General features: G+C 33.0%; 24 protein-coding genes, 1 CRISPR repeat array and 1 riboswitch (1 of these 26 cut by a window edge). Of the genes, 21 read left to right on the forward strand and 3 right to left on the reverse strand.

The window, feature by feature from the left end:
• Nucleotides 1-13: 13 nt before the first annotated feature.
• Both CBF37_RS03405 and CBF37_RS03410 read left to right on the forward strand, forming a co-directional pair.
• On the forward strand, nucleotides 14-529 hold the full coding sequence (locus CBF37_RS03405; protein WP_125983318.1) for an LURP-one-related/scramblase family protein: 516 nt from the start codon (nucleotides 14-16) through the stop codon (nucleotides 527-529).
• Between the two features lie 30 nt (nucleotides 530-559).
• Complete coding sequence (locus tag CBF37_RS03410) at nucleotides 560-1,468, forward strand: magnesium transporter CorA family protein (RefSeq protein ID WP_125983319.1); 909 nt, start codon at nucleotides 560-562, stop codon at nucleotides 1,466-1,468.
• A gap of 33 nt (nucleotides 1,469-1,501) precedes the next feature.
• Here CBF37_RS03410 and CBF37_RS03415 read toward each other — a convergent pair whose 3' ends face one another.
• Nucleotides 1,502-2,158, reverse strand: a complete 657-nt coding sequence (locus tag CBF37_RS03415; protein ID WP_125983320.1) for a Crp/Fnr family transcriptional regulator — start codon at nucleotides 2,156-2,158, stop codon at nucleotides 1,502-1,504.
• Between the two features lie 306 nt (nucleotides 2,159-2,464).
• Here CBF37_RS03415 and CBF37_RS03420 point away from each other — a divergent pair, with 306 nt between their 5' ends.
• Complete coding sequence (locus tag CBF37_RS03420; protein WP_125983321.1) at nucleotides 2,465-3,670, forward strand: MFS transporter; 1,206 nt, start codon at nucleotides 2,465-2,467, stop codon at nucleotides 3,668-3,670.
• Between the two features lie 65 nt (nucleotides 3,671-3,735).
• Complete coding sequence (locus CBF37_RS03425) at nucleotides 3,736-3,921, forward strand: hypothetical protein (RefSeq protein ID WP_125983322.1); 186 nt, start codon at nucleotides 3,736-3,738, stop codon at nucleotides 3,919-3,921.
• Nucleotides 3,922-4,213: 292 nt separating this feature from the next.
• On the opposite strand, the gene CBF37_RS03430 is transcribed toward CBF37_RS03425, so the two are convergent.
• Nucleotides 4,214-4,474: a hypothetical protein gene (locus CBF37_RS03430; RefSeq protein WP_125983323.1), complete on the reverse strand. Its 261-nt coding sequence runs from the start codon at nucleotides 4,472-4,474 to the stop codon at nucleotides 4,214-4,216.
• A gap of 498 nt (nucleotides 4,475-4,972) precedes the next feature.
• Here CBF37_RS03430 and CBF37_RS03435 point away from each other — a divergent pair, with 498 nt between their 5' ends.
• The 4 genes from CBF37_RS03435 (at nucleotide 4,973) to CBF37_RS03450 (ending at nucleotide 9,179) form a co-directional block, all read left to right on the forward strand.
• Nucleotides 4,973-5,908 (forward strand): sugar-binding transcriptional regulator, encoded by a 936-nt coding sequence (locus CBF37_RS03435; RefSeq protein WP_125983324.1) that lies wholly within the window; start codon nucleotides 4,973-4,975, stop codon nucleotides 5,906-5,908.
• Between the two features lie 96 nt (nucleotides 5,909-6,004).
• Nucleotides 6,005-6,679, forward strand: coding sequence for a deoxyribose-phosphate aldolase (gene deoC, locus CBF37_RS03440; RefSeq protein WP_125983325.1), 675 nt, complete (start codon nucleotides 6,005-6,007; stop codon nucleotides 6,677-6,679).
• Nucleotides 6,680-6,943: 264 nt separating this feature from the next.
• Nucleotides 6,944-7,993 carry an endonuclease/exonuclease/phosphatase family protein gene (locus tag CBF37_RS03445; RefSeq protein WP_125983326.1) on the forward strand — a complete coding sequence of 350 codons (1,050 nt, stop codon included), beginning with the start codon at nucleotides 6,944-6,946 and terminating at the stop codon, nucleotides 7,991-7,993.
• 172 nt (nucleotides 7,994-8,165) lie between these two features.
• Nucleotides 8,166-9,179 carry a lipoate--protein ligase gene (locus CBF37_RS03450; protein ID WP_125983327.1) on the forward strand — a complete coding sequence of 338 codons (1,014 nt, stop codon included), beginning with the start codon at nucleotides 8,166-8,168 and terminating at the stop codon, nucleotides 9,177-9,179.
• Nucleotides 9,180-9,197: 18 nt separating this feature from the next.
• Here CBF37_RS03450 and CBF37_RS03455 read toward each other — a convergent pair whose 3' ends face one another.
• Entirely contained in the window at nucleotides 9,198-10,103 is a 906-nt protein-coding gene (locus tag CBF37_RS03455) for a DMT family transporter (protein ID WP_125983328.1), read from the reverse strand.
• A 99-nt stretch (nucleotides 10,104-10,202) separates the two neighbouring features.
• Between CBF37_RS03455 and CBF37_RS03460 the strand changes: the two genes are divergently transcribed.
• From CBF37_RS03460 to csn2, 13 genes are all read left to right on the forward strand, one after another.
• Nucleotides 10,203-10,859 carry a Crp/Fnr family transcriptional regulator gene (locus CBF37_RS03460; protein ID WP_125983329.1) on the forward strand — a complete coding sequence of 219 codons (657 nt, stop codon included), beginning with the start codon at nucleotides 10,203-10,205 and terminating at the stop codon, nucleotides 10,857-10,859.
• A 408-nt stretch (nucleotides 10,860-11,267) separates the two neighbouring features.
• Nucleotides 11,268-12,311 carry a signal peptide peptidase SppA gene (sppA, locus tag CBF37_RS03465; protein WP_125983330.1) on the forward strand — a complete coding sequence of 348 codons (1,044 nt, stop codon included), beginning with the start codon at nucleotides 11,268-11,270 and terminating at the stop codon, nucleotides 12,309-12,311.
• A 1-nt stretch (nucleotide 12,312) separates the two neighbouring features.
• Nucleotides 12,313-12,843: an RDD family protein gene (locus CBF37_RS03470; protein WP_240626653.1), complete on the forward strand. Its 531-nt coding sequence runs from the start codon at nucleotides 12,313-12,315 to the stop codon at nucleotides 12,841-12,843.
• 2 nt (nucleotides 12,844-12,845) lie between these two features.
• The gene (locus CBF37_RS03475; RefSeq protein ID WP_125983331.1) at nucleotides 12,846-13,298 is read left to right on the forward strand and encodes a DUF4064 domain-containing protein; all 453 of its coding nucleotides are present in this window, start codon (nucleotides 12,846-12,848) and stop codon (nucleotides 13,296-13,298) included.
• 156 nt (nucleotides 13,299-13,454) lie between these two features.
• Nucleotides 13,455-13,513: riboswitch (Fluoride riboswitch) on the forward strand.
• A gap of 24 nt (nucleotides 13,514-13,537) precedes the next feature.
• Entirely contained in the window at nucleotides 13,538-14,809 is a 1,272-nt protein-coding gene (gene eno / locus CBF37_RS03480) for a phosphopyruvate hydratase (RefSeq protein WP_125983332.1), read from the forward strand.
• Between the two features lie 191 nt (nucleotides 14,810-15,000).
• Nucleotides 15,001-16,170, forward strand: coding sequence for a betaine/proline/choline family ABC transporter ATP-binding protein (locus CBF37_RS03485; protein ID WP_125983333.1), 1,170 nt, complete (start codon nucleotides 15,001-15,003; stop codon nucleotides 16,168-16,170).
• 11 nt (nucleotides 16,171-16,181) lie between these two features.
• Entirely contained in the window at nucleotides 16,182-16,820 is a 639-nt protein-coding gene (locus CBF37_RS03490; RefSeq protein WP_125983334.1) for an ABC transporter permease, read from the forward strand.
• A gap of 2 nt (nucleotides 16,821-16,822) precedes the next feature.
• On the forward strand, nucleotides 16,823-17,755 hold the full coding sequence (locus CBF37_RS03495) for an osmoprotectant ABC transporter substrate-binding protein (RefSeq protein WP_276309132.1): 933 nt from the start codon (nucleotides 16,823-16,825) through the stop codon (nucleotides 17,753-17,755).
• On the forward strand, nucleotides 17,755-18,426 hold the full coding sequence (locus tag CBF37_RS03500) for an ABC transporter permease (protein ID WP_276309128.1): 672 nt from the start codon (nucleotides 17,755-17,757) through the stop codon (nucleotides 18,424-18,426). The genes CBF37_RS03495 and CBF37_RS03500 overlap by 1 nt, the downstream gene beginning before the upstream one ends.
• Before the next feature lie 272 nt (nucleotides 18,427-18,698).
• On the forward strand, nucleotides 18,699-22,712 hold the full coding sequence (cas9, locus tag CBF37_RS03505; RefSeq protein WP_125983336.1) for a type II CRISPR RNA-guided endonuclease Cas9: 4,014 nt from the start codon (nucleotides 18,699-18,701) through the stop codon (nucleotides 22,710-22,712).
• A gap of 9 nt (nucleotides 22,713-22,721) precedes the next feature.
• The gene (cas1, locus tag CBF37_RS03510; protein ID WP_125983337.1) at nucleotides 22,722-23,588 is read left to right on the forward strand and encodes a type II CRISPR-associated endonuclease Cas1; all 867 of its coding nucleotides are present in this window, start codon (nucleotides 22,722-22,724) and stop codon (nucleotides 23,586-23,588) included.
• Nucleotides 23,585-23,926 carry a CRISPR-associated endonuclease Cas2 gene (cas2, locus tag CBF37_RS03515; RefSeq protein WP_125983338.1) on the forward strand — a complete coding sequence of 114 codons (342 nt, stop codon included), beginning with the start codon at nucleotides 23,585-23,587 and terminating at the stop codon, nucleotides 23,924-23,926. Before cas1 ends, cas2 begins: the two co-directional genes overlap by 4 nt.
• Entirely contained in the window at nucleotides 23,916-24,566 is a 651-nt protein-coding gene (csn2, locus tag CBF37_RS03520) for a type II-A CRISPR-associated protein Csn2 (protein WP_125983339.1), read from the forward strand. Before cas2 ends, csn2 begins: the two co-directional genes overlap by 11 nt.
• 128 nt (nucleotides 24,567-24,694) lie before the next feature.
• Nucleotides 24,695-24,750: direct repeats of the CRISPR family, unit length 36 nt; unit sequence GTTTTAGAGCTATGCTGTTTTGAATGCTTCCAAAAC (it continues 706 nt past the right edge of the window).

Raw genomic sequence — 24,750 nt, forward strand, 5'->3', positions numbered from 1 at the left:
GGAAGATGATAATATGCAAATTTTTTATATACAGCAAGCATTGATGTCAGCAAACGTTAGGACAGTCATTAAGGATACTGAAGGTAGTGTAACCTATTTACTAGTTGGAAGATGGGGCATAAAAGGCGATTCTCTAAGTGTTTATAACTTAAATGGAGACCTTTTAGCCAGCGCAAGACAGCGCAGTTATGCATTAAATCAGCAATTTGATTTAATTAAAAAGCACCATATCGTTGGTAAATTAAGTCGATTAATCAGCTACCCAAAGGATGTCTATGTCGTTAAAAAATTAAAATGGGTTATTTTAGGTAATCAAAGAGGACAATATCGTGTGTATTATTTAAATCATCAAGTCATGTCAATTGATAAGGTAAGTTTTAAAAATAAAGAATCATATAAGATTACAGTGGTTGATGAAGAATATACCGAAATTTGTCTATGTATTGCAGCAATTCTTGATTATTGGGCTCGAGTTGGAGAAACAAACCAATATTTTAATATGGACGGAGCTATTGTACCGGAATTTTAAGTCTGCAACAATAGAAAGTGGGTTGAAATTATGTTAGCAGAACATAATATGAATGAAAATTTCAAGTGGTTGGAGACGTGTCAATTAGATAATAAAGAAAAAAGGATCTTGCAAGGTATGTACCAAATTCCTTTAGAAATTATTAATTATGTCACAGATATCTATGAGCAGAGTAGTTATGATGATGATGAGTTAACTGGATTTCGCTTACTTATCATTCATATGCCAATTAAGTTGGATGCTAATTTAAGATATACCACACGTCCTGTCAGCTTCTTAATCCGAGGTAATCGTATTCTAACTTTTCATTCAGGTGGTTCGGCAGACGTATCTCAAAAATTTGCAGATATGAGTGACTGGAAAGAAGAAAATATGACGGTCAATACATTTTTATTAGCAAGTTTATCCGATTTGTTTGAGCTTTTCATGAAGAATGTCAGTTATTTAATCAAAGAACGACATAAACTAGACGAATTGCTACCTAAAGAAATGACTAACAAAAACCTGTTGGAGCTATCTTATCTACAGCAAACACTAGTTTATTTTAGCAGTGCTGCTAAAAGTAATGTGGACGCGGTTAAAGACTTGCTACGATCTGCAAATGGTCAGGCTCTAAATAGCATTGAAAAAGAACGCCTAGAAGATGTTTTAATAGAAGCTGATCAATTAATGCATATGGTTCAGTTAGAATCAGAAGTAGTGGATAAAACGGCACAAATTTTTGATAGCATTATGAACAATAACCTGAATGATACAATGGGTTTGTTGACAATCTGGTCATTAGCATTGGCAATTCCGACTGTAATTACTGGTTTTTATGGCATGAATATTGATTTACCCACGTTTGGATTTCACTACGATTGGATTGTTCTAGTTATTATTTCTGTTATCTTAATAGTGCTATTGGTTTTAGCAATTAGACGAATCAAACGATTTTAAAAAAGCTGTCTCGATTAACGAGGCAGCTTTTTTTTACATGATTATATTATCTTTGATACCTTCTAAATCTCGAATGAATATTTTTCGATCATAAATCTCAATAAAATGATTATCTTTTAACTGCTGCAACATACGATTGACGCTGCTGGCAGAAGTAATTCCGCAGAAATGAGCGATTTCTTCATTAGTAATGACAAAATCAATCAAATGCCCATCTTCAAATGGAATTCCGAATAATTCATATAATTCATAAATTTGTGTGCAAACAGCGCCGAATTTTCCATTCATCAGCATTTGTTGCATCTTTTTAATAGAATTTAATAGACCAACTCGATAATAATCCTTGACATACATTTGCAAACCATCGTCTTCGTTAATATCTTGCCAAAATTTAACGCGATCGATTTTATAAAGTTCAGCTGTTTCAGACTCGATTCGAATATTGAAGGGAGCATCAGTAAATTGTGAGTATTCATCACGTAATAAAGAGACAATTTCTAAACTATTGATATAGCGTAAATTGAATTCACGACCATCATGCGAGATGATGCTAGTTTTTATAATTCCATCTTTTAAAACATAAGCATGACAGTCTCTTAATCCTTCATAGGTTAAGTAACTTTTCTTTTTTTTCACAATAACTGGAAACGAGTGCTGATCTAAATATGTTTGGAGAATCGAATGATCCATTTTATCCCTCTTTATCTTTTTCATTTACTTTCATAACAATATGGAAATACTAATCAACCTAATTCTATTAAATAAGACATTCCTTCAAAAATCAATGACATTTGTTAATAAACAATATTATTTTAATTTGTTTGTATGGTTTTTTATTAACAAATTAAATTTTTTTTTATTAAAAATAGTATATAGTTTCATTAACGAAAATTTTCAGAAAAAAGGTGGTTTAGGCAAAAAAGGAGTTATTTACTGGATTGTTTGTGAAATAAAAAGGATTTAGTTAGGTTAATTTTGAAAGGAAGAAAAGAAAGAATGAAAGAACCCTCAGTCGATAAATTGTTCAATAAAGGATTTATCAGCATTACATTAATTAATTTTGTTGTGTATTTAGTGTATTACTTATTAATGGTTATTATTGCAGTGATTGCCAAAGATCAATTAGGTGCGACAACTAGTCAAGCTGGTTTGGCTTCCGGTATTTATATTATCGGTACATTGTTGGCTCGTTTGTTTATGGGAAAATGGTTGGAACTCGCTGGACGTAAAGCGGTGTTACGTTACGGAGCAATTTTTTATTTAGTTACGACGATGGCTTACTTATATATGCCTAGCATTGCTGTTCTGTATGGTGTGCGTTTGTTAAATGGTTTTGCCTATGGGACAGTGTCGACAGCAACTAATGCAATCGTTACAGCTTACATTCCCTCATCAAAACATGGTGAAGGTATCAATTACTATGGTTTAAGCACAAGTTTAGCAGCTGCGATAGGACCATTTATTGGAATGCTTTTATTAAATTCAACAAGTTTTTATACAATTACTATGGTGTCAATCGTTTTAATTGCTTTAGTCACCGTTGCTTGTTTTGCCTTCCCAGTGAAGAATATTACATTAACAGCGGAACATCGAGCACAATTACAACGTTGGACATTTGATAGCTTTATCGAAAAAAAAGTTGGTTTTATTTCATTTATCGGTTTCTTAATGGGCTTATCATATTCTAGTGTGTTATCATTTCTGTCAACATATGCTCAAGAAATTAATTTAGTAAAAGTAAGTTCATATTTCTTTGTTGTATATGCTTTAGTTGTAACAGCAACACGTCCTTCTGCTGGTCGTCTTTTCGATGTTAAGGGTGAAAATTATGTCATGTATCCAAGCTATGTCTTTTTAACACTTGGTTTGTTCCTATTAAGTTTTACAAATTCAGCTTGGGAATTATTATTGGCAGGTGCATTTATTGGTCTAGGTTATGGAACATTCATGTCAAATGGTCAGGCAGTTTGTTTGAAATCATGTGAAAGCAAACGTATCGGTGTTGCTTTATCAACATATTTCATTGGTTTAGATTTAGGTTTAGGTGTTGGTCCTTATGTTTTAGGAGAATTACATGAAGTCTTATCATTTAAAGGTATTTATATAGTGGCAGGAATTGTTCCGATTGTTTGTGCTGTATTATATGCATTGTTTTACCGAGCTAAACCGGTAAAACGAGAAGCTGTAGTCGTTCAAAAATAAATAAATCAATAACGTAAAGTTGTTATAAGTGATTACTGGTTAAATTGAAAAGGGAGAATATTAAAATGAATACACAAGATAATCAAATTGTAGAAGTTTTAGAAATGATGTTAACCAAATTAGAAGAAGTTAGTGAAAAGTTAGATAATATTGAAGATAATACTCATTCTTTAGAAGAGTATCATACAAGTATTGATAACTATGCTTGTACTATTGAAAATGTTATGGATAATGACAATATCATGGGATAGATAATGGAGTAGCTTTAAAGCTGCTCTTTTTTATATTTTTGTTTTTTTAAGGTCTGTTTTTAAATATGTCTTATACTAAATTAATAATGGTAAATATATGAAAAAACACGGTATAATAATAATTGTTTGACATTCTAAAATCTTAGATATATCATATTGTTATAAGATATGTGTATATCTTTTTCAACTTCGCTTGTTATAAAAATGTATGCCATACATCTTTATAATTAGATGTTGGATCCCCTTCCCAAGTGTTTTGAGAGAGTCTTTGAGAGACTCTCTCTTATTTTAGCTAAGATGGAATTTTACCAAATTTTGTTTCTAGACTATTGAGAATATCGTCATATACTGATAATTTAAATGGCATTTTGGTGAACATCGTGCAGTTTTTTTGCAATTGATTATTATAAGTAAAATCAGTTATGTCGTATCCTGTAATCAGCGCTAAACTAACTGGGGTTAAATGATAAGTTTCAGAATAATAATTTAATGTATCTTCAAAATAGAAAATACGTTTGGTTGTCTGGTAAAGCCAAATAGTAGATAAAAACATTATTGTTCCGCTTAATAATTTGATAAAAAAACTTGGATAGAAAAATAAGGGTATGCCCAGTAAGAATATTTCTATAATATATAGACCGTTATAGATATATGCTATATTTTGTCGAATAATTTCTTTCAAAGGGATCAGCACCTTTCAAAATATGATTGATAAAAGATAACTAAATTATATCAAATGTAAGCGTTATTATAAAGAGAAGTGCGAAGTTTTAATACTCTTGTTTAGAAGTAAAGAATGATAGACGATTTATATATATGTTTTTGTAGCTCTCAAAGAGGAATTTTTTTACTGATAGGCTATTGATTGAGTCATTTTCGCTCTCAGGAATTTCTTATCCTATCTGTTATTAATATAAATAAAGAGTGTAGTTAACAAAAAAATCTATTTAGTTCTCGACATACTATAAGTGAATAAAAAAGTACAGTAAATAAAATAGTTTATGTGAGATTTTATCATGGTAAAATAATATTAATTAAAAGAGGTGATAACATGAATAAAAATCAATTGAGTATCCAAGTTGCCCGTTTGTATTATCAATTAGAATATAGTCAGCAACAGATAGCTAAAGAACTAAATATTTCGCGCCCAACTATTTCGAGATTATTGAAATATGCCAAAGATAATGGATTTGTAAAAATTACAATTACAGATCCTGTGAATGATACTGAAAAATTAGCGCAAACCATAAAAGATAAGTATAAGTTACGGCATGTTATTGTTGCACAGACCCCTAGTGAAAATTATCAATTAATTGTTGAACAGATTAGTCATGCAGCCAGCCGATTCTTAAGTGAACAGATCCAATCGGATGACATTTTAGGAATTGGTTGGGGCATGACTATTTATGAAATAGCTAAAAGAATGAAAGATTCTGATAGAAATGGGATACAAGTTGTTCAATTAAAAGGAAGTGTCACACATTCTCAAGCAACGACATTCGCTTATGAAGCCTTAACACTATTTTCTGAAGCTTATCATACTATCGGGATTTCTTTACCACTTCCCGTTATTTTTGATAATTATGAAACAAAGAGAATCGTAGAACAAGATAGACATATTCAACATATTTTAGCATTGCAGCAAGCAGCTACTGTGGCCTTGTATACAGTAGGAACTGTTCGAGATGAGGCTCTTTTGTTTCAACTGGGCTATTTATCTGAAGCTGAAAAAAATGGACTTCAGAAAGCAGCAGTTGGCGATATTTGTTCGCGATTTTATACTGCTTCTGGAAAAATTGCGGATATGTCAGTAAACGAACGGACAGTTGGTATCGAGTTAAATGCTTTAGCCAAAAAACGTTTGTCGATTCTGGCAGCTGGTGGGGCGCATAAGTTGGCTGCTATACATGGGGCTTTGCTTGGTGGTTATACTAATACTTTAATCACTGATTATTGGACCGCGCAACACTTAGCAACTTGCAATTAATAAGATCCTAATTTTTGAAAATAATTTCATTTTTAATTTTACATTTGTTCTGTTTTCTTTTATAATATAGTTATTAATAAAAAGGGAGCGTTAACAATGGTAGATATGGCGAAAATGATTGATCACACGAAATTAAAGGCTGATGCAACTCAAGAAGAAATTTTAACATTAATTAATGAAGCAAAAGAATATGGATTTTGGTCTGTTTGCATTAATCCAGTATGGATACCTTATGCAAAGTCCCAAATGAGCGATAGTGATGTGAAGATTTGTACAGTGATCGGATTTCCTTTAGGAGCTAATTCTTCAAAACTTAAAGCTTTAGAAGCGAAACAAGCGATTGAAGATGGTGCAGATGAAGTTGATATGGTTATGAATATTGGTGCTATGAAAGCTGGTCAATATGATGTTGTCCTTGCGGATATTAAATCGGTTGTTACAGCAGCACAAGGTACACTTGTCAAAGTAATTATTGAAACGGCGTTACTAACTAAAGAAGAAATCATTAAGGCTAGTGAGTTAGTTGTGGAAGGCGGTGCCGATTTTGTTAAAACATCCACAGGATTCTCTACTGGGGGAGCAACAATTGAAGATGTGACAATAATGAAGCAGACTGTTGGCGATAGAGCTTTAGTTAAAGCATCAGGTGGAGTTCGTACTAAAGAAGATGCTGAGGCAATGATTGCAGCAGGAGCATCACGAATCGGTGCTAGTGATGGTGTGAAGATCATCAAAGGTATCTCAGCAGATTCAGTAACAAGCGGCTATTAATTGAGAATCTAAAAAGCAATAAAATTGTAGCAATTTCTAAAGGTTAGACAAGAAAATCTAATTTTGTGAGGTTGCTATTTATATGACAGCTAAACAATTAAATAATTGATTATTAAATTGTTTTATATGTTTATACTTAATAGGATATCTCTTGTAGATATCTTTTTTTTGCTGAGTTAAATTAAACAACGCAGGAAAGCAGTTATTTATCCTGAACGACATTTAGTATATAATGAACAGATAAATCATAGAAAAGAGTTAATTATGAAAAAATATCTTAAGATTTTAGGTTCTTTTATTGGTTTGATAGTCTTAGCAGCAGTTGGTGTTGTCGGATTTGTCACTCTCACAGAATATCGCCCAGCATCGATTGAATCTCTACCAGTACCGAATAATTCTCAAAAACTGCAATTAGGTCATTCTATCTCATTGTTAACTTATAATATTGGTTATGGGGGATTAGGATCAACGGAAACTTTTTTTATGGATGGCGGTAAAACTGTTCAACCGGAAAGTAAGAAGATGGTGATAACCAATTTATCAGGGATTGCCAAGACCTTAAAGCAGCATCAAACAGATATTGTATTAATGCAAGAAGTGGATCATTTATCAAAACGATCATATATGTATAATCAGGAAAAATATTTTCAAAAAGAATTAGGAAAAAGCAGTGTATTTGCTTATAATTTTAAAGTTGCCTACGTTCCTTTTCCGTTACCTCCAATTGGTCGAGTGGAGAGTGGTGTGATGACTATGACTAATTACCAAATAGCTGAGGCCAAGCGCTTAGCTATGCCGACATCATTTAAGTGGCCGGTCAGCACCAGTAATTTGAAACGAGCTCTTTTGGAAACCCGTATACCGATTGAAGGCAGCAGTAAGGAGCTTGTGGTGTTCAATCTGCATTTAGATGCATATGATAACGGAGCAGGTAAAATAGCACAAAGTAAAATGTTGGCTGATACATTGGAAAAAGAATACGACAAAGGAAACTATGTTATTGCAGGCGGAGATTTTAATCAAATTTTTGAGGGTAGTCGAGTGTTCCCAAAACAGTATAAAAAGGGTTGGAAGCCTGGACATATCAATCATTCAGACTTGCCTAGTTCGTTTCGATTTGCTTTTGCGGATAATTATCCAACTGTGAGGGTATTGAATGCACCTTATACTGGGTCATATGAGACGTCACAAGTCTATGTGGTTGATGGTTTTGTTGTATCAGATAATTTATCCGTATCAAAGACAGAAGTCATAAATACTGATTTTAAGTATACAGATCATCATCCTGTCAAAATCAATTTAGAGTTTAAATAAAACAGGCTGACCGTTTGTTAATATGGTCAATCTGTTTTTTTTCTATTTTTAACACGTTGGTAATTAAACGAGCAGGTAATTATTTATTAGATACCAAGAGAGTCAAATCAATCGATTATTTCAAAAAGATACAGTACACTTAAGAAAATTCTAAGAGAAAGAGGAGTAGCGAATGCAGTATTTTGTGATGCCCTCTCGTGACATACGGGAAAATTTAGCAACAGAGGAATATTTACTAGGTCAGTGTGCGAGGAGTGAACCACTATTGCTGCTGTATATTCAAGAGCCTTGTGTCATTATCGGTCGTAATCAAAATGCTTACGAGGAAGTCAATCTAGCCTATCTACAACAACATAATATTGTATTGACACGCCGGATTTCAGGAGGTGGAGCTGTTTATGATGATTTAGGCAATCTCAGTTTTAGTTATGTGATGCCCAAGGGGGCCAGTGTTTTTGGCGATTATCAGAGTGTTATCGAGCCTATTGCGGCTGCTTTAAATGATATGGGAGTTTTAGCAGAAATAGGTGGCCGTAATGACATGTATATTGAAGGAAAAAAGTTTTCCGGTAATGCGATGTATACCAAAAAAGGCAGTACGTATTCACATGGGACTTTAATGTATGATGTTAATCTGCAGCAGTTGGATAAAATTTTGACGGTATCGCCAGAGAAAATAAAATCGAAGGCGTCGCAATCTGTTCGTAAACAGGTAACAAACATTAAGCCTTACTTAGCTGAAAAGTATCAAAAATTATCAACAGAAGAATTTCGTGATGAGTTGATTTGCCGATTGTTTCAAGTTGCTGATTTAAAAGAAATCGAGACGAAGCGTTTAAGTTTGACATTGGCTGATAAAGTAGCAATTAACGAGTTGGTGAAGGCCAAGTATGCTGCCAATGATTGGATTTTTGGCGAAACACCTATTTTTGATATGCAGTGTCGTCAACGATTTCCGGCGACAGGTATTATTGATTGTCGCTTAAAAGTTGCGCAAGGTAGAATAGAAACAATTAAGTTTTATGGTGATTTTTTTGGAATATTACCGGTTAAGGAACTAGAGCAGCAATTAGTCGGAGAATGGTTTTTGGAAGAATCTTTTGATGTGCTCTTCGATGAGAAAGAAATCGCTAATTATTTTTATCAATTGACTAAGGAAAATTGGCTGGCGTTATTTTTTAACTAAACAACCGACAGCCTATTGTCAGCTATCGATTGTTTGGATATCTTTTGACTTGCGGGTGGCAAGGTGATCCATGACTAAAGTAATTAAAACACCACATGAAATGATGAGTCCGCCGATAAAAGAGCGATCTAAGAATGAGTTTCCCGTCATTACATCAATGATAACGCCTGTTAAAAGTTGTCCGATAAATGTTAAAATTGTAATATTGAAGTTAGAAACTTTAAGAACGGTTATGTTAGCTAGCATAACGACAATTACACCCATCATTCCTCCTAGATAGACCCATAGCGATTGATTCGCAGCTAGATTGAGTGATAAGACTGATTGAGGTATTGTTACTATAGCAATAGCAATACTGGCGCCTAGTCCGACGATATGATTGACGAGAGATCCATTTAATGACCCGATTGATTCTGATAATTTAGCATTAATGGTTCGTGAAATAACAATAGATATGCCAGATAAGAAAGAAAGAACCACAGCAACTATTCCTGATACAACAGATGCGTCTAACATAATGAACATCCCAAAAAGCGAGAAGACTAATCCGATAATTGCTGAACGATTGAGTGGGTGTTTTTTCATCCCGAAAAGACCACATGTATCAATTATTAAAGAAGTGGCCGTTTGTCCAAGTAGGCCAAGTGCAATGATACTGGTCATGCTGATTTTTCCAAACGAAAAATTAAGAAAAATGGTTGTGAATACACCGATTAAACCTCCTGTATAGACCCATCGTGGTTGGATCTTGAATAGCGGTGTCCGGTTGCCGGAAAACAATCGAATCAGCGACGCGAAAATAGTTCCGACAATGTGAATAATAATGGCCGCCAGATAAATGCCGTATATAGATGAAAGGCTGCCGTTTATTGAAATCATTAAAGATAGAATAACACCTGATAGAATTACTAATAGTTGATACATGACAATCCCCCTTTTTGTCAGCTTATCAAGACTCTGTTGGTTTGTATATGACAGATGTCACTGTATAATAAAAGTAATTAATTAGAGACAGGAGTAATTATGGATAAGAGTGGATTTTCATCAAAACAATTAGATATATTGGCAAGTTACTCATTAACAGAATTGCCGAAAGAAGCTTGTCGACTTAACTATTATCAAAAAGGCAGCGTGATTTATTTTGAAGGAGAAACAATTCGGAGTCTAGGGATTATTGTTTCAGGAAAAGCCAAAATCTGTTTGCATTCTCCGGACGGTAAACGTTTAACACTATGCTATTATGAATCGAAAAGTTTAATTGGAGATGTCGAACTATTGACTGAACAAACTGTTACGTCAGCAACTGTGATTGCGATGACTGATATCGAGATGATTGAAGTTCCTTTTAATCGACTTGAAAAGGAATTGTTAGTAAATACAGCATTTGTCCGCATTTTGGGTTCTCGAGTGGCAAAAAATTTAATTAGAAGTTCAGAAAATGCTGAGTTACAATCACTTTATACTGGACAGCAAAGATTGTGCAGCTATATTTTGCGCGAGCGTTCTGGTCTGTCATTTGATCATTCATTGATCGATACGGCTTATTCAATCGGATTGAGCTACCGGCAAACATTACGTTTGATGAAAAAACTCTGCCATCTCCAGGTATTAACTAAAACAAAAGTTGGTTATAATATCGAAAATAACTTAAAGTTAGAGAAATTATCTGGAATGAACTAAAAACACCCGTAACAGCATGAATCCTAAGCGGAGGAAGGTGCTGTTACGGGTGCTTCAGTATATTAGGTAAAATAATGTTTAAAAAAGTTAATTGTTTAAAGACTGGTAAATACGTTTGGGGGACGCTATCTATGTCTACTCTTTAAATACCTAATATAATCAAACTGATAAATTATAATTATAACGTTTCTCCTAGTCATATGGTGGGTAGTTAGAGAGCAAACTAAAAAATTAAAGTATATTAAATGAGTTTTTACATGTTGTAACGTATTAATTAGTTGTTTTTTTATTAGTTGATTAATTCTTGATGATTATAATTGACTATGACGCTAGTAAATGATTTACTTTTTATATACATTAAGTTTTTATTAAGTTGAATGATAAGATGTATAAAAAAAGGAGGAAGTTATGAATAAAAGAAGATGGATAGCAATTGGTATCGCCATTGGACTATTAATATTATCTGTTATTACATCAGGTATTTCATCAATGTTGACACAACAAAAAGAAGAAACATCTCAAAAAACACTGACAGGATTAAATAAATTACTGTATGGTTCGGATGAATTAGAAGAAGAAGTGATTGAACAAGGATCAAGTTCTAAGAAAATTGCTAAGTTATCTGTTGAAGGGATTATCCAAGATACCGGTGGAAGCAACATGTTTAGTCAAGGAACTTATAATCATCAAGAATTTATGCAGCAGTTAAAGCAAATCCAAGAAGATGACTCAATTAAAGGTATTCTATTGGAAGTCAATTCACCTGGTGGTGGTGTGTACGAGAGTGCAGAGATTGCTCATGAATTGAATAAGATAAAAAAATCTAAAATACCGATTTATACTTCATTTGGTAGTATGGCTGCTAGTGGCGGTTATTATATTTCAGCAAATTCTGACAAAATTTTTGCTTCCGAAGAAACTACTACAGGTTCAATCGGTGTCATTATGTCAGGATTAAACTATGCAGATCTTTTGAAAAAAATTGGCGTTGAAGATACAACATACAAGAGCGGTGCATTAAAAGATATGATGTCACCAAATCGTAAACCGACTAAAGAGGATCAGGAAGTTATACAGGCATTTGTTATGAGTGCATATGAACGTTTTGTTAATGTTGTATCAGAAGGTCGAAAAATGGATATCGAAAAAGTTAAGAAGATTGCAGATGGTCGGATTTATGATGGCGGACAGGCACTTGATAATGGATTAATTGATGCTATTGGTTATCCAGAAGATACATTGAATGCACTAAAAAAAGATAAAAATTTGAAAGGGGCAACCGTTATCTCTTATCATACTAGTTCAACTGGTTTTGCATCTACTTGGCTAGGCTCTAAATTAGCCGAGTGGCAAGGACTAAAACCATCGCAAATAGAGCGTATGACGACAATCATTGAGAAATTAGGCACATCTGAATCACCAAAACCAATGTACTATTATGGAGGTTATTAAGATGTATGAACAAATAGAGATGACACCCATTGACAATCACCAACTACCAAAAACAAACAGCTTTCCGGATTATTTTTATGCAGGTTTTTGGATTAGGTTATTTGCTTTTATAGTGGATATTATTATTATTAACATAGTAACTAGTGCTACTTTAGGCTTAGTTTATAATATTCTGGGTTTAGAGAAAGATAAATCGATTATTACTTTATATGGAGCTTTAGCAATGGTTATTTATCTAGGTTATTTTACATTGTTAACTAAATTAAACCATGGACAAACAATCGGTAAAATGATTTTCGGTATTCGTGTAGTCAGTTTGGAAGAGGACAAACTTAGTTGGCAGACAGTATTTATTAGGGAAACAATCTGTCGCTATATTTTACAAACAGGCGTACTGTTAATTGGATATTTACCAGCAGCGTTTACTCCAAAAAAACAACATGTTGGTGATTTATTTACTGGTACTAGTGTAATAACTATTAATGTGCTACAGGCATATCACGAACAGAACAAAAATCAGAGAGGAGAATAATTATGAAAAATGTAAGAAAAACAGAATTTATCCTAACATTATTAGCGGGAATCTTTGGATTAATCAGTAGCGGATTAATGTTTGCAGGTGGGAAAGTCTTCTCATCTATAATGAATAATCCGGATTTTGCCAGCCAAATTGAAGCAGAAATGTCTAAGGAAGCTTCATCAGTCGATGCGACGGCAGCGATGAATGTCTTAGGTGGAAGCATGCAGACACTTGCAATAATTGCTGTTATCATGTCGATTGTGCTGATTGTTCTATCGTTTTTATTAAAGAAAAATACACACACTATTGCTTACGGCGTATCCATTTTGGTGTTTTCTGTCATTCCATTTTTTCTTTTAACTCTTCTATGGGCTATACCAGGAATTTTGGGTGTTATTGCAGGCATCATGATGTTAGTTCGCAAACCACAAAACACGACACCAACAGATGAATTTGAAGATTTTTAAGAATAATTTACGATAAATAAATCATGAGGCAGAGGATTTCTTTTAAAGAAGTCTTCTGTTTTTTATTGCATTTAATATGAATTGTGTTTTCAAAATTAATGAAAATAACAACAAAAAAACATATATCTTTAAAAAGTTTTTCAAAGTGTTAGTATTAAACGTGAGAGGGATGGTGTTCCCTATAACTGCGTAAGGCTGATGACACCTAGAAAATGTGTATTACATGAGGAGGAAATAACATGATAGTTATTGAAAATGTCAAAGCTAGAGAAATATTCGATTCAAGAGGCAATCCAACAGTTGAAGCTGATGTGACTCTGTCAGATGGTTCTTTCGGCAGAGCAGAAGTTCCCTCAGGTGCTTCAACAGGTGACCGTGAAGCTGTTGAGCTTAGAGATGGCGGCGATCGCTTACAAGGTAAAGGAGTTTTAAAGGCTGTTAAAAATGTGAATACTGAAATAAAGGATGCTCTAGTCGGTGTATCACCCTTTAATCAAAGTGAAGTCGATCAGATTATGATTAAGTTGGACGGTACTGATAATAAAGGGCGGTTAGGAGCTAATGCTATTTTAGGTGTGTCTATGGCAGTTGCTCGTGCTGCAGCACAAAGTCAACGAGTTCCTTTATATCGTTATCTAGGCGGTGTGGATTTAGAGTTGCCTCAACCATTCTTTAATGTAATTAATGGTGGTGTTCATGCTGATTCAGGTATTGATGTCCAAGAATTCTTGATTACACCAGTTAAGAGAATTACGTTTAAAGACGGTGTTGAAAAGGTTGCTAATATTTATCACACTTTAAAAGGTATTCTAGCAGATAGAGGACTTGAAACAGCTGTTGGTGATGAAGGTGGCTTTGCACCTAAATTAGGTAGTACAGAAGCAGCTATTGAGGTATTGATTGAGGCAATTAAGAAAGCTGGATACAAACCCGGTGAAGAAATAGCTATCGCGTTAGACCCAGCGTCAAGTGAATTTTACGATGACCAAACAAAACAATACACTTTCGAAGGTAAAGAGCTAACATCTGCTGAATTATTAGGTTACTATAAAGACTTAGTAAAGAAATATCCAGAAGTTATTTCGATTGAAGATGGCTTTAGCGAACATGACTGGGATGGATTCAAGCGTCAAACAGACGAAATGGGTCAAGAAATTCAGTTGGTCGGTGATGATATTTTTGTTACAAATCCAGCTATCTTTAAAGAAGGAATTAAAAAGGGTGTAGCTAATGCTATCTTGATTAAATTAAATCAAATCGGCACAGTTTCTGAATCAATCGAAACAATTAAATTGGCTCGCCTTAACGGCTATAATACGATGATTTCTCACCGTTCTGGTGAAACTGGTGATACGTTTATCGCAGATTTTGCAGTAGCAATGAATGCCGGACAAATTAAAACAGGATCTATGGCAAGAAGTGAACGTGTTGAAAAATACAATCAATTTATTCGCATTGAAGAAGAATTAAATGGTTATGAAACTCTTGCGCATTTTCCAAAACACAAATAAATAACTGAATTAAAATCATAAATGGTAGTTAAAGTCTAAAAAAAGACGATAGATGTTGCATCTGTTGTCTTTTTTTGTTTATATGTTAATAAGAGGTTTACTTTAACACCTGTTTTCAACTATAACTTAGCCTCTAAGATATTGTAAATGAAAGCAAATGGATACAAAGGTGAAAATTTGGAGGAAAAAAAGTGATTGAATTTCAACACGTATCAAAAATATACAAAGGTAAAAAGGTTGCTGTCGATGATGTTAATTTGTCTTTTAATCGGGGTGAATTCATTTGTTTTATTGGAACTAGCGGTAGTGGTAAAACAACACTTATGCGAATGATTAATCGTATGACGGACCCATCAAAGGGGAAAATTTTAATTGATAATCAAAATATTCAAGAAATAAATCCAATAGAACTACGACGTAAAATCGGTTATGTTATTCAAAGTATCGGTCTAATGCCTCATATGACTATTCGTCAAAATATTGTATTAGTGCCTAAATTATTGAAAGTAAATATGAAAGAACGCAATAAAATTGCTGAAAAAATGATTGATCTAGTTCAGTTGCCACGAGAAGTGTTAGACCGATATCCTAGTGAACTATCTGGGGGTCAACAACAACGTATTGGCGTAGTTAGAGCATTGGCTGCTGATCAAGACATTATTTTAATGGATGAACCCTTTGGTGCATTAGATCCGATTACACGTGAATCTTTACAGGATCTAGTAAAAAGTCTACAAGAAAATTTAGGTAAAACTATTATTTTTGTGACTCATGACATGGATGAAGCTATTAAATTATCCAGTCGGATTGCTATTATGAGTGGTGGAAAATTAATGCAGTTTGATACACCAGAGAACATTTTACGCGAACCTGCTAACGAATTTGTAGAAAATCTGATTGGCGGAGATCGTTTGGAACAGGCTAAATCTGATATTGCTACAGTTGGAGAGGTAATGATAAAAACGACTATTTTAATAACACCAGATAGACCGTTGTCCGAAGCGATTAAACTAATGCGTCAAAAACATGTCCAAACATTATTAGTTGTTGAAAAAGAGACTAGGGTTCTAAAAGGATTTTTAGATGTAGAAGACATCCATCATCATCATGGCAATGCCAAAATTGTTGAGGATATTTACAATTCAGATGTATTTTCGGTGAAGGAAACAGATTTATTAAAGGATACCTTACAAGAAACCTTAAAACTTGGTTTAAAACACGTTCCTGTTGTCGATGACGCCCATCGAGTTGTCGGCTTATTAACGCGCGCTCATTTAGTTGATATTGTTTATGATGTGATTTGGGGCGAAGAAGGATTGTTAGGCGAATTAACAAGTGATAGCGATGATGAAAATAAATAGGAGATGTAAAAATGAAAGAGTTTCTTGCAAATAATGGTCACGAGTTACTGATAAAAATTGGTGAACATTTATTGCTTTCTGTGAGTTCATTAGTATTAGGCTTGATTATTGCAGTGCCACTAGGAATTTTTTTAACGCGTACAAAAAAACTCGCAACCGTCATTATTGGTATAACAAGTGCTTTGCAGACAGTCCCCTCATTGGCTTTACTCGCACTAATGATTCCTTTGTTTGGTGTCGGTAAGACGCCGGCAATTATGGCGTTATTCCTATATTCGCTGTTGCCGATTTTAAGGAATACCTATATTGGCATTAAAGAGGTTAGTCCAGATTATACGGATGTAGCCAAAGGTATGGGAATGACAGCGATACAGTCAATTATCCAAGTAGAGCTGCCGATTGCCATGCCGACAATTATGGCAGGGATTCGGTTAGCAACAGTTTATGTTATTGCTTGGGCTACTTTAGCGGCTTATGTTGGCGGTGGCGGTTTAGGGGATTTTATCTTCAGTGGCTTAAACAATTATCAGCCAGCTTTGATTTTTGCTGGGACAATTCCAGTGACTGTCTTAGCTATTGTGGCCGATTTGTCGTTAAGTGCATTAGAGAAAAAATTAACGCCTAAAACCTCTAATCAGGAGGTTAAGTAATGATCAAGACAAAAGTTAAATTAGTAATGACCATTTTAATAAGTACCTTGTTTTTATCTAGCTGTGCTTTGCCGGGTCTGGTATCAAACAAAGATAAATCAGTCATTACGATAGCTGGCGGTATTACATCAGAGGATCAGATTTTAGCTAACATAGTGTCAGATATGATTCAACATTACACAAAAGACCAAGTCACCATTATCAATAATTTGGCCACACCGACAATCAGCCATCAAGCGATGTTAAATGGTGATGCTCAAATATCATCAACTCGTTATACGGGAACAGATTTAACGGCAACCTTAAATATGGAACCGACAAAGGACGCCAAATCAGCATTAAAAACCGTAAAACATGAATTTGAAAAGAGATATCATCAGCAATGGTTTGATTCATACGGCTACGCTAATACATATACGTTTATGGTGACAAAAGAAACAGCAAAAAAATATAATTTAAAAAAAGTTAGTGATTTGAAAAAAATCAGTCAAACTATTCGGGTTGGTGTCGATACTTACTGGATGAATCGCAAAGGTGATGGCTACGAAGATTTTTCAAAAGCTTATGGTTTTGGTTTTGATCATATTTATCCTATGCAAATTGGTTTAGTATATGATGCTGTCGAAGCAGGAAAAATGGATGTTGTCTTAGGATATTCAACGGATGGACGCATTAATAGTTATGGACTCGTGATGTTAGAAGATGACTTGCACTTTTTCCCTCCGTATGATGCGTCTTTAGTTGCAACAGATAAGCTGCTTAAAGAACGTCCAGAGATTAAACCTGTTTTAGATCGGTTAGTCGGAACAATTTCTACCCAACAGATGCAGAAAATGAATTATGAGGCAGATAATAATTTACAGGAGCCCGCAACTGTCGCAAAAAAATTTCTAGAAGAGCATAATTATTTTGAAGCAAAAGGAAGTGAAAAATAATGGATAATCTGCAGAATATGAATATTTTCCAACAATTTTTCTATTATCTTCAAGAGAACGGTAACTATGTTTTTTCTCAGTTTATTCAGCATTTTTTAATTTCTATTTATGGTGTCTTGTTTGCAGCACTCATTGGTATTCCATTTGGCGTTTTAATTTCGCGAAGACGTCAGCTGGCAGGTTGGGTGGTGAGTATTGCTAACCTGATTCAAACAGTACCATCTTTAGCCATGTTATCAATTTTAATGCTAGGACTGGGGTTAGGTGTCAATACAGTTATTGTTACTGTGTCGCTTTATTCCATCTTACCAATTATCAAGAATACATACACAGGCATGATTCAAGTCGATAGTAGTGTCTTAGATGCAGGTAAAGGAATGGGAATGAATAAATGGCAGCGACTTTACATGATTGAGATGCCATTATCTGTATCCGTCATTATGGCTGGCATCCGAAATGCGTTGGTAATTGCTATTGGAATTACGGCTATTGGATCATTTGTGGGTGCAGGTGGTCTAGGAGATATTATTATTCGTGGAACCAATGCAACAAACGGGACAGCCATTATTTTAGTTGGTGCCCTGCCAACAGCTTTGATGGCTATTATTACTGATTGGGTATTGGGAATTATCGAACGACGTTTAGATCCGACAAGTCGTATAAAAAAATAAACAAATAGGACACCTGATAAAGTGTATCATGCACTTTATCAGGTGTCCTATTTTATAATAATATAAAATTAAATAACGATATATAGGTGATTATATGATATAATTTAACCAATAAAAAAAGCACCGAAACAGTGCCACTTAAAAAGTTGATTACGGACTAGCCTTATTTTAACTTGCTATGTTGTTTTGAATGCTACCAACAGCTTAATTGTAACAAAAATTTTAAAATATGCAATCATTTTTTATACGTCTATTTATTGGAGGAGATTTTAGTGGGAAAAGCTTATACGATTGGTTTAGATATCGGTACGAATTCTGTAGGATGGGCGGTTGTTACTGAAAATCATGATTTGATTAAGAAAAAAATGCCGATTTATGGAAATCTTGATCTAACTAAAATTAAGAAAAATTTTTGGGGTGTCCGGTTATTTGATGAGGGAAAAACTGCCGCACAAAAAAGACTGTGTCGGACGACTAGAAGAAGATACACACGACGTCGTCAAAGGATACTTTATCTGCAAGAAATATTTAATGAGGAAGTCATAAAGACTAGTAATAGCTTTTTTCATAGGTTAGATGATAGCTTTTTAATTGAGGAAGATAAGAAGCACGGAAAGTACCCTATATTTGATTCACTACAAGAAGAAAAAGATTATCATTTGGCGTACCCAACCATTTATCATTTACGAAAAAAACTAATTGATTCAACCGATAAAATGGATATAAGACTTGTTTATTTGGCTTGTGCACATATTATAAAATACCGAGGTCATTTTCTGATTGAGGGGAGACTAAATTCTGATAATACATCAATTAAAGCGGCTTTTAGCGAATTTATTTTATCTTACTCCCAATTTTTTAATATGTATTTATCTGATGAAACAGTAAATAAGCTATCTGAGCAAATCGAAAATATTGCTAAAATCAAAGTATCGAGAAGTCAAAAATTTGATGAAATGTTATCTCTATTTGATTCAGAAAAAAAGAGTGGTACATTAGCACAGTTTTTAAAATTAATTGTAGGTAATCTAGGTAATTTTAAGAACATCTTCAAATTATCTGAGGATGTGAAAATTCAATTTTCAAAAGAAGACTATGAAGAAAAATTAGAAGAATTATTTGCAGTAGTAGGGGACACTTCGAGTGATTTATTTGTTCTAGCTAAAAATGTATACGATGCAATCGAATTATCTAGTATATTAGATTCTACGAATACTGTGTCAAAAGCCAAATTATCAACTAGTATGGTTGAACGTTATGAATCGCATCAAGCAGATTTAAAAGCATTAAAGAAATACATTAAAAAGAATGTACCTCAGAAGTATGGTGAAATTTTTAAAGATAAAGGTAAAGATGGTTATGCTGGATATATTGATGGTGATACAACAAGAGAAGGTTTCTATAAATATTTAAAAAAAATATTTAATAAACAAGATGATATGGAGGCTAAAGACTTCTTAAATAAAATTGAACAGGAGATTTTTTTACTAAAACAACGTACTTTTGAGAACGGTATCATTCCGCATCAAATCCAATTACATGAATTAAACCTTATTTTAGAAAATCAGTCACAATATTATCCTTTTTTAAAAGAAAATCATCAAAAAATTACTGCTATATTAACATTTCGTATTCCTTATTATGTTGGTCCATTAGCGCTAAATGATAAAATGAGTAGCTTTTCGTGGGTAAGTCGTAGAAGTAATGAGAAGATAACTCCTTGGAATTTTACTGAACTAGTTGATAAAAATCAATCAGCGACGCGATTTATTGAAAGAATGATTAATCATGATAGTTATTTACCTTTAGAAAAAGTCATGCCTAAAAATAGTCTGGTTTACCAACAATATACGATATTTAATGAATTAACAAAGGTATCTTACCAAAATGAGCAAAACATACGATTTAATTTGTCTAGTTCCGAAAAAGCAGAAATATTTAATGATTTATTTAAAAAAACACGTCGAGTCACAAGAAATCATTTAGTGAATTATTTTAAAAACCAGTATCAGTTAGATGATGTTGTAATAGAAGGAATAGATACAGCTTTTAATGCAACATACAGTACATATCATGATCTTCTTAAGTTAGGAGTTCCAAATGATTTTTTAGAAGATGACACTAATCTAGAAATGATAGAAGATGTCATAAAAATATTAACAATTTTTGAAGATCGCCAAATGATTAGAGAACAGTTGAAAAAATACAACAATAAATTTTCTCCAAATACTCTAAAAAAAATGGAACGACGTCATTATAATGGCTGGGGGCGTTTGTCTGAAAAGTTGCTGAATGGTATACGCGATAAGGAATCAGGAAAAACCATTCTTGAATACTTAAAAGAAGATGATGCACCAAACTGGAACACTAATCGTAATTTTATGCAATTAATTAATGATTCAAAATTATCGTTTAGAGAATATATACTGAAAGAACAATCTCAAGAGATAACAGACGATTGTTTAGAAACGGTCAATAATTTAACAGGTAGTCCTGCTATAAAAAAAGGTATTTTACAAAGTTTGAGAATAGTTGATGAAATTGTAGAAATTATGGGGTATCAGCCCCAAAATATTGTGGTAGAAATGGCTCGTAAAAATCAGGGAACAAAACGCACATCTACTCGACTAAAATTTGTTGAGAAGTGTTTAACTGATTTTCAGAGTGATATATTGAAAAGGCATCCAATAGACAATCGATCGTTACAAAGTGATCGGTTATATCTCTATTATCTTCAAGCAGGAAAGGACATGTATACTGGTGAACCTTTAGATATTAATAACTTATCGAATTATGATATTGATCATATTATCCCACAAAGTTTCATAAAAGATGACTCGATTGACAATAAGGTACTAGTTAATTTATCTGTTAATCGCGGCAACAAAGTAGATGATGTTCCAAGTATTAATATAGTTAAAAAGCAAAAATATTTTTGGAAAAAACTGCAGGATGCCAAATTAATTTCAAGTAAAAAATATGCTAGTTTAACAAAAGCTGAAAATGGTGGGTTAACTTCTAAGGACAAAGAAATTTTTATAAAGCGTCAACTAGTAGAGACTCGGCAAATTACAAAACACGTATCTCAAATATTAGACAGTAAATTTAATCATGAAAAAGATGCTGAAGGTCAGCCAATTAGAAATGTCTTGATAATTACATTGAAATCATCACTAACAAGTCAATTTAGGCAAATGTTTGATCTATATAAGGTTAGAGAAATTAATGATTATCATCACGCGCATGATGCGTATTTAAATGCTGTAGTGGGACAATCACTGATAAAGGTCTACCCTCAGTTAAAAGCAGAGCTTGTTTATGGATTATTTCCGAAGAAAAGATTAATTGATAGATTTAAAGCAACCCAAAAGGTTAATTTGTATACAAATATAATGAAGTTTTTCAAAGCAGATGAACCTGTGTGTGATGAAAATGGTGAGATACTGTGGTCAGAAAAAGATCTTATTCAGGTAAAAAAAGTTCTTTCTTATAAACAAATGAACATTGTAAAAAAAGTTGAGAATGAACGCGGTCAGCTAACAAAAGAAAAAATACTGCCAAAAGGAGATTCAGAGAAATTAATTGCTGTAAAAAAAGATTTGTCTCCCGTGAAGTATGGTGGAAAAATTTCTCCAACTAATGCATATTATCTTTTAATTACACATGAAAAAGGTAAGAAAAAAATGAAAATCACAGAGATTAAGAGTATTCCTTTAATGCGCCAAAAAGAGTTTGAAGAGAATAAATTAAAGTATTTAGCAACATGTGGTTTTCTTAATCCAGTGATTCGTTTTCAATTACCTAAATACTCCTTATTCAGTGACGAAGACGGTCGTAAAAGAATATTGTCAGGTGCTGATGAGTTACAAAAAGGCAATCAAATGGTCTTGCCTGGGCATTTAGTTGCGTTAATTTATCATTCCAAACGAGCATTAGATAAGGAAAAAGAAAGTTTTAATTTCATAGAAAAACATAAAGCATACTATGAGGAATTGATGATGTACATTGAAGAATTTGCTCTGAAATATACTGATGCACCCGCAAATCTGAAGAAAATAAAGGAAACATTTCAAAAAAATAAGGACAATGAAATTATTGAATTGGCAGAAGCTTTTGTTGATTTAATGAAATTTAATCAAATGGGAGCGCCAATTGATTTTAAATTTTTTGATGCTACTATCTCACGAAGAAGATATAAAGGAAATAATGATTTTAAAGTTGTTACAGAAGGAATACTTATTAACCAATCTATAACTGGATTATATGAATCTCGTTGGAAAGTGTAGGTGATTTAGTTGGGATGGCGAACAATAATCATAAATACTCACTCAAAACTATCATATAAAAATAATCATTTAATCTTTAAATCAGTAGATGGTATAGAGAGAATTCATCTATCTGAAATTGATAGTTTAATATTAGAGACAACAGATATTGTGATAACAACAATGCTATTAAAACGCTTGCTCGATGAAAATATCTTAATTATTTTTTGTGATGATAAGCGACTACCCATTGGGAAAATGCAACCGTTCTATGGTCGTCATGATAGCAGCCTCCAACTTTCTAGACAAATCAATTGGTCTGAAAGAGATAAATCAATCGTGTGGACAGATATTATCTCTCAAAAAATAATGAATCAAAGTAAATTTTTAAAACTAAATGATTTTTTTGATAAAGCAGATGCAATTCTTTATTTACATGATGAACTAAAATTATTTGATCCGAGTAATCGTGAGGGACATGCAGCTAGAATCTATTTCAATACTTTGTTCGGTAATAATTTTTCGCGTGATATCAATAACGATATCAATGCAGGATTAAATTATGGCTACACATTACTAATGAGCTTGTTCGCTAGAGAAATTGTTAAAAATGGCTGCTTAACCCAGCTTGGTTTAAAACATACAAATCAATTTAATGATTTCAATTTAGCAAGTGACTTTATGGAACCTTTTCGCATTTTAATTGATCAAATTATTTATGATAGTCGAAATGCTTCTTTTAAGGATATGAAGCGTGACCTATTTAGTATTTTTTCAGAAGTATATTTATATGATGGCAAAGAAATGTATTTGGTAAATATAGTCAGTGATTATACAAAAAAAGTGATTAAAACACTAAACTGCGAAAGAGAAAGGGTTCCTGAATTTAGGATATGAGTTATAGATATATGAGAATGTTAGTTATGTTTGATATGCCAACAGAGACTGCTGAAGATAGAAAAAGTTATCGTCGCTTTAGAAAGTTCATACTAAGCGAAGGGTTTATTATGCATCAATTCTCTGTTTATAGTAAAATTTTATTGAATAATACGGCTAGTAAGGCAATGATTGCAAGATTAAAAAAAGAAAACCCTAAAAAAGGATTTATCACCATTCTGACAGTGACAGAAAAACAATTTTCGAGAATGATCTATCTTAGTGGTGAAAGAGATGAATGCATTGCTAATCAAGATAGTCGAGTTATTTTTTTAGGAGATAATTATGATGATGATTAATTTTCCGGTATTAGATCAACCGTTGTGTATTGAAAATGCGACATATTTAGTCATTGAGAATCAAAAATTGTTCGCACATATTATCCAGCAATTCTATCAGTACGGTGATGATTCTGACATAAGATTATTTAATACAGATTATAAGACAATAAATGCCAACAAACTATTACTAGTAACAGATATTTTAGGGTTTGATATCAATTCTAATTCGGTGATAAAAATGATCTATGGCGATTTAGAAGAACAATTTAATATGAATCCTGAATTAAAAACTAAAATAGAATTATTAGCTAATCAAATTACAAATTTAATAGGATTGGAATTGTTAAATCATGAGTTGGATTTAGAATTTGATGAAATAACAATTTTAGAGTTGTTTAAAGCTTTGGGTATCAAAGTCGAGACAGAAAATCACTCATTATTTGAAAAAATAATGGAAATAGTCCAAATATTTAAATATCTATCAAAAAAAAGCCTATTAATCTTTGTTAATGTGTGTGGATATTTTAGTTCTGATGAATTACAAGAAATAAATAATTATATTTCATTATCAAATTGTGATGTCTTATTTCTAGAACATTATAAAGTACCAGGAGTTAAACAATATATAATTGATGAAGATTTTTTTATAATTAATTAAAATATGTTATTCTATATGAGACAGTTCTTTGAAAAGTGAATAGATTTAAATAGTAAAAAAGAAGCATTCATGACAAGATTCTTGCTATGGATGAATAGCGCGATTACGGGATTTCGAATTTCTACGAGGTTTTAGAGCTATGCTGTTTTGAATGCTTCCAAAACTTTAAACATTTTGACTTGTA

The sequence above is a fragment of the Vagococcus vulneris genome, assembly GCF_003950515.1.
Taxonomy (GTDB): domain Bacteria; phylum Bacillota; class Bacilli; order Lactobacillales; family Vagococcaceae; genus Vagococcus; species Vagococcus vulneris.

Excerpts from the sequence above, each read along its gene's own strand:
- CBF37_RS03405 (WP_125983318.1), top strand. The coding sequence starts at position 14 with ATGCAAATTTTTTATATACAGCAAGCATTGATGTCAGCAAACGTTAGG.
- CBF37_RS03410 (WP_125983319.1), top strand. The coding sequence starts at position 560 with ATGTTAGCAGAACATAATATGAATGAAAATTTCAAGTGGTTGGAGACG.
- CBF37_RS03415 (WP_125983320.1), bottom strand. The coding sequence starts at position 2,158 with ATGGATCATTCGATTCTCCAAACATATTTAGATCAGCACTCGTTTCCA.
- CBF37_RS03420 (WP_125983321.1), top strand. The coding sequence starts at position 2,465 with ATGAAAGAACCCTCAGTCGATAAATTGTTCAATAAAGGATTTATCAGC.
- CBF37_RS03425 (WP_125983322.1), top strand. The coding sequence starts at position 3,736 with ATGAATACACAAGATAATCAAATTGTAGAAGTTTTAGAAATGATGTTA.
- CBF37_RS03430 (WP_125983323.1), bottom strand. The coding sequence starts at position 4,474 with ATGTTTTTATCTACTATTTGGCTTTACCAGACAACCAAACGTATTTTC.
- CBF37_RS03435 (WP_125983324.1), top strand. The coding sequence starts at position 4,973 with ATGAATAAAAATCAATTGAGTATCCAAGTTGCCCGTTTGTATTATCAA.
- deoC (WP_125983325.1), top strand. The coding sequence starts at position 6,005 with ATGGTAGATATGGCGAAAATGATTGATCACACGAAATTAAAGGCTGAT.
- CBF37_RS03445 (WP_125983326.1), top strand. The coding sequence starts at position 6,944 with ATGAAAAAATATCTTAAGATTTTAGGTTCTTTTATTGGTTTGATAGTC.
- CBF37_RS03450 (WP_125983327.1), top strand. The coding sequence starts at position 8,166 with ATGCAGTATTTTGTGATGCCCTCTCGTGACATACGGGAAAATTTAGCA.
- CBF37_RS03455 (WP_125983328.1), bottom strand. The coding sequence starts at position 10,103 with ATGTATCAACTATTAGTAATTCTATCAGGTGTTATTCTATCTTTAATG.
- CBF37_RS03460 (WP_125983329.1), top strand. The coding sequence starts at position 10,203 with ATGGATAAGAGTGGATTTTCATCAAAACAATTAGATATATTGGCAAGT.
- sppA (WP_125983330.1), top strand. The coding sequence starts at position 11,268 with ATGAATAAAAGAAGATGGATAGCAATTGGTATCGCCATTGGACTATTA.
- CBF37_RS03470 (WP_240626653.1), top strand. The coding sequence starts at position 12,313 with ATGTATGAACAAATAGAGATGACACCCATTGACAATCACCAACTACCA.
- CBF37_RS03475 (WP_125983331.1), top strand. The coding sequence starts at position 12,846 with ATGAAAAATGTAAGAAAAACAGAATTTATCCTAACATTATTAGCGGGA.
- eno (WP_125983332.1), top strand. The coding sequence starts at position 13,538 with ATGATAGTTATTGAAAATGTCAAAGCTAGAGAAATATTCGATTCAAGA.
- CBF37_RS03490 (WP_125983334.1), top strand. The coding sequence starts at position 16,182 with ATGAAAGAGTTTCTTGCAAATAATGGTCACGAGTTACTGATAAAAATT.
- CBF37_RS03500 (WP_276309128.1), top strand. The coding sequence starts at position 17,755 with ATGGATAATCTGCAGAATATGAATATTTTCCAACAATTTTTCTATTAT.
- cas2 (WP_125983338.1), top strand. The coding sequence starts at position 23,585 with ATGAGTTATAGATATATGAGAATGTTAGTTATGTTTGATATGCCAACA.
- csn2 (WP_125983339.1), top strand. The coding sequence starts at position 23,916 with ATGATGATTAATTTTCCGGTATTAGATCAACCGTTGTGTATTGAAAAT.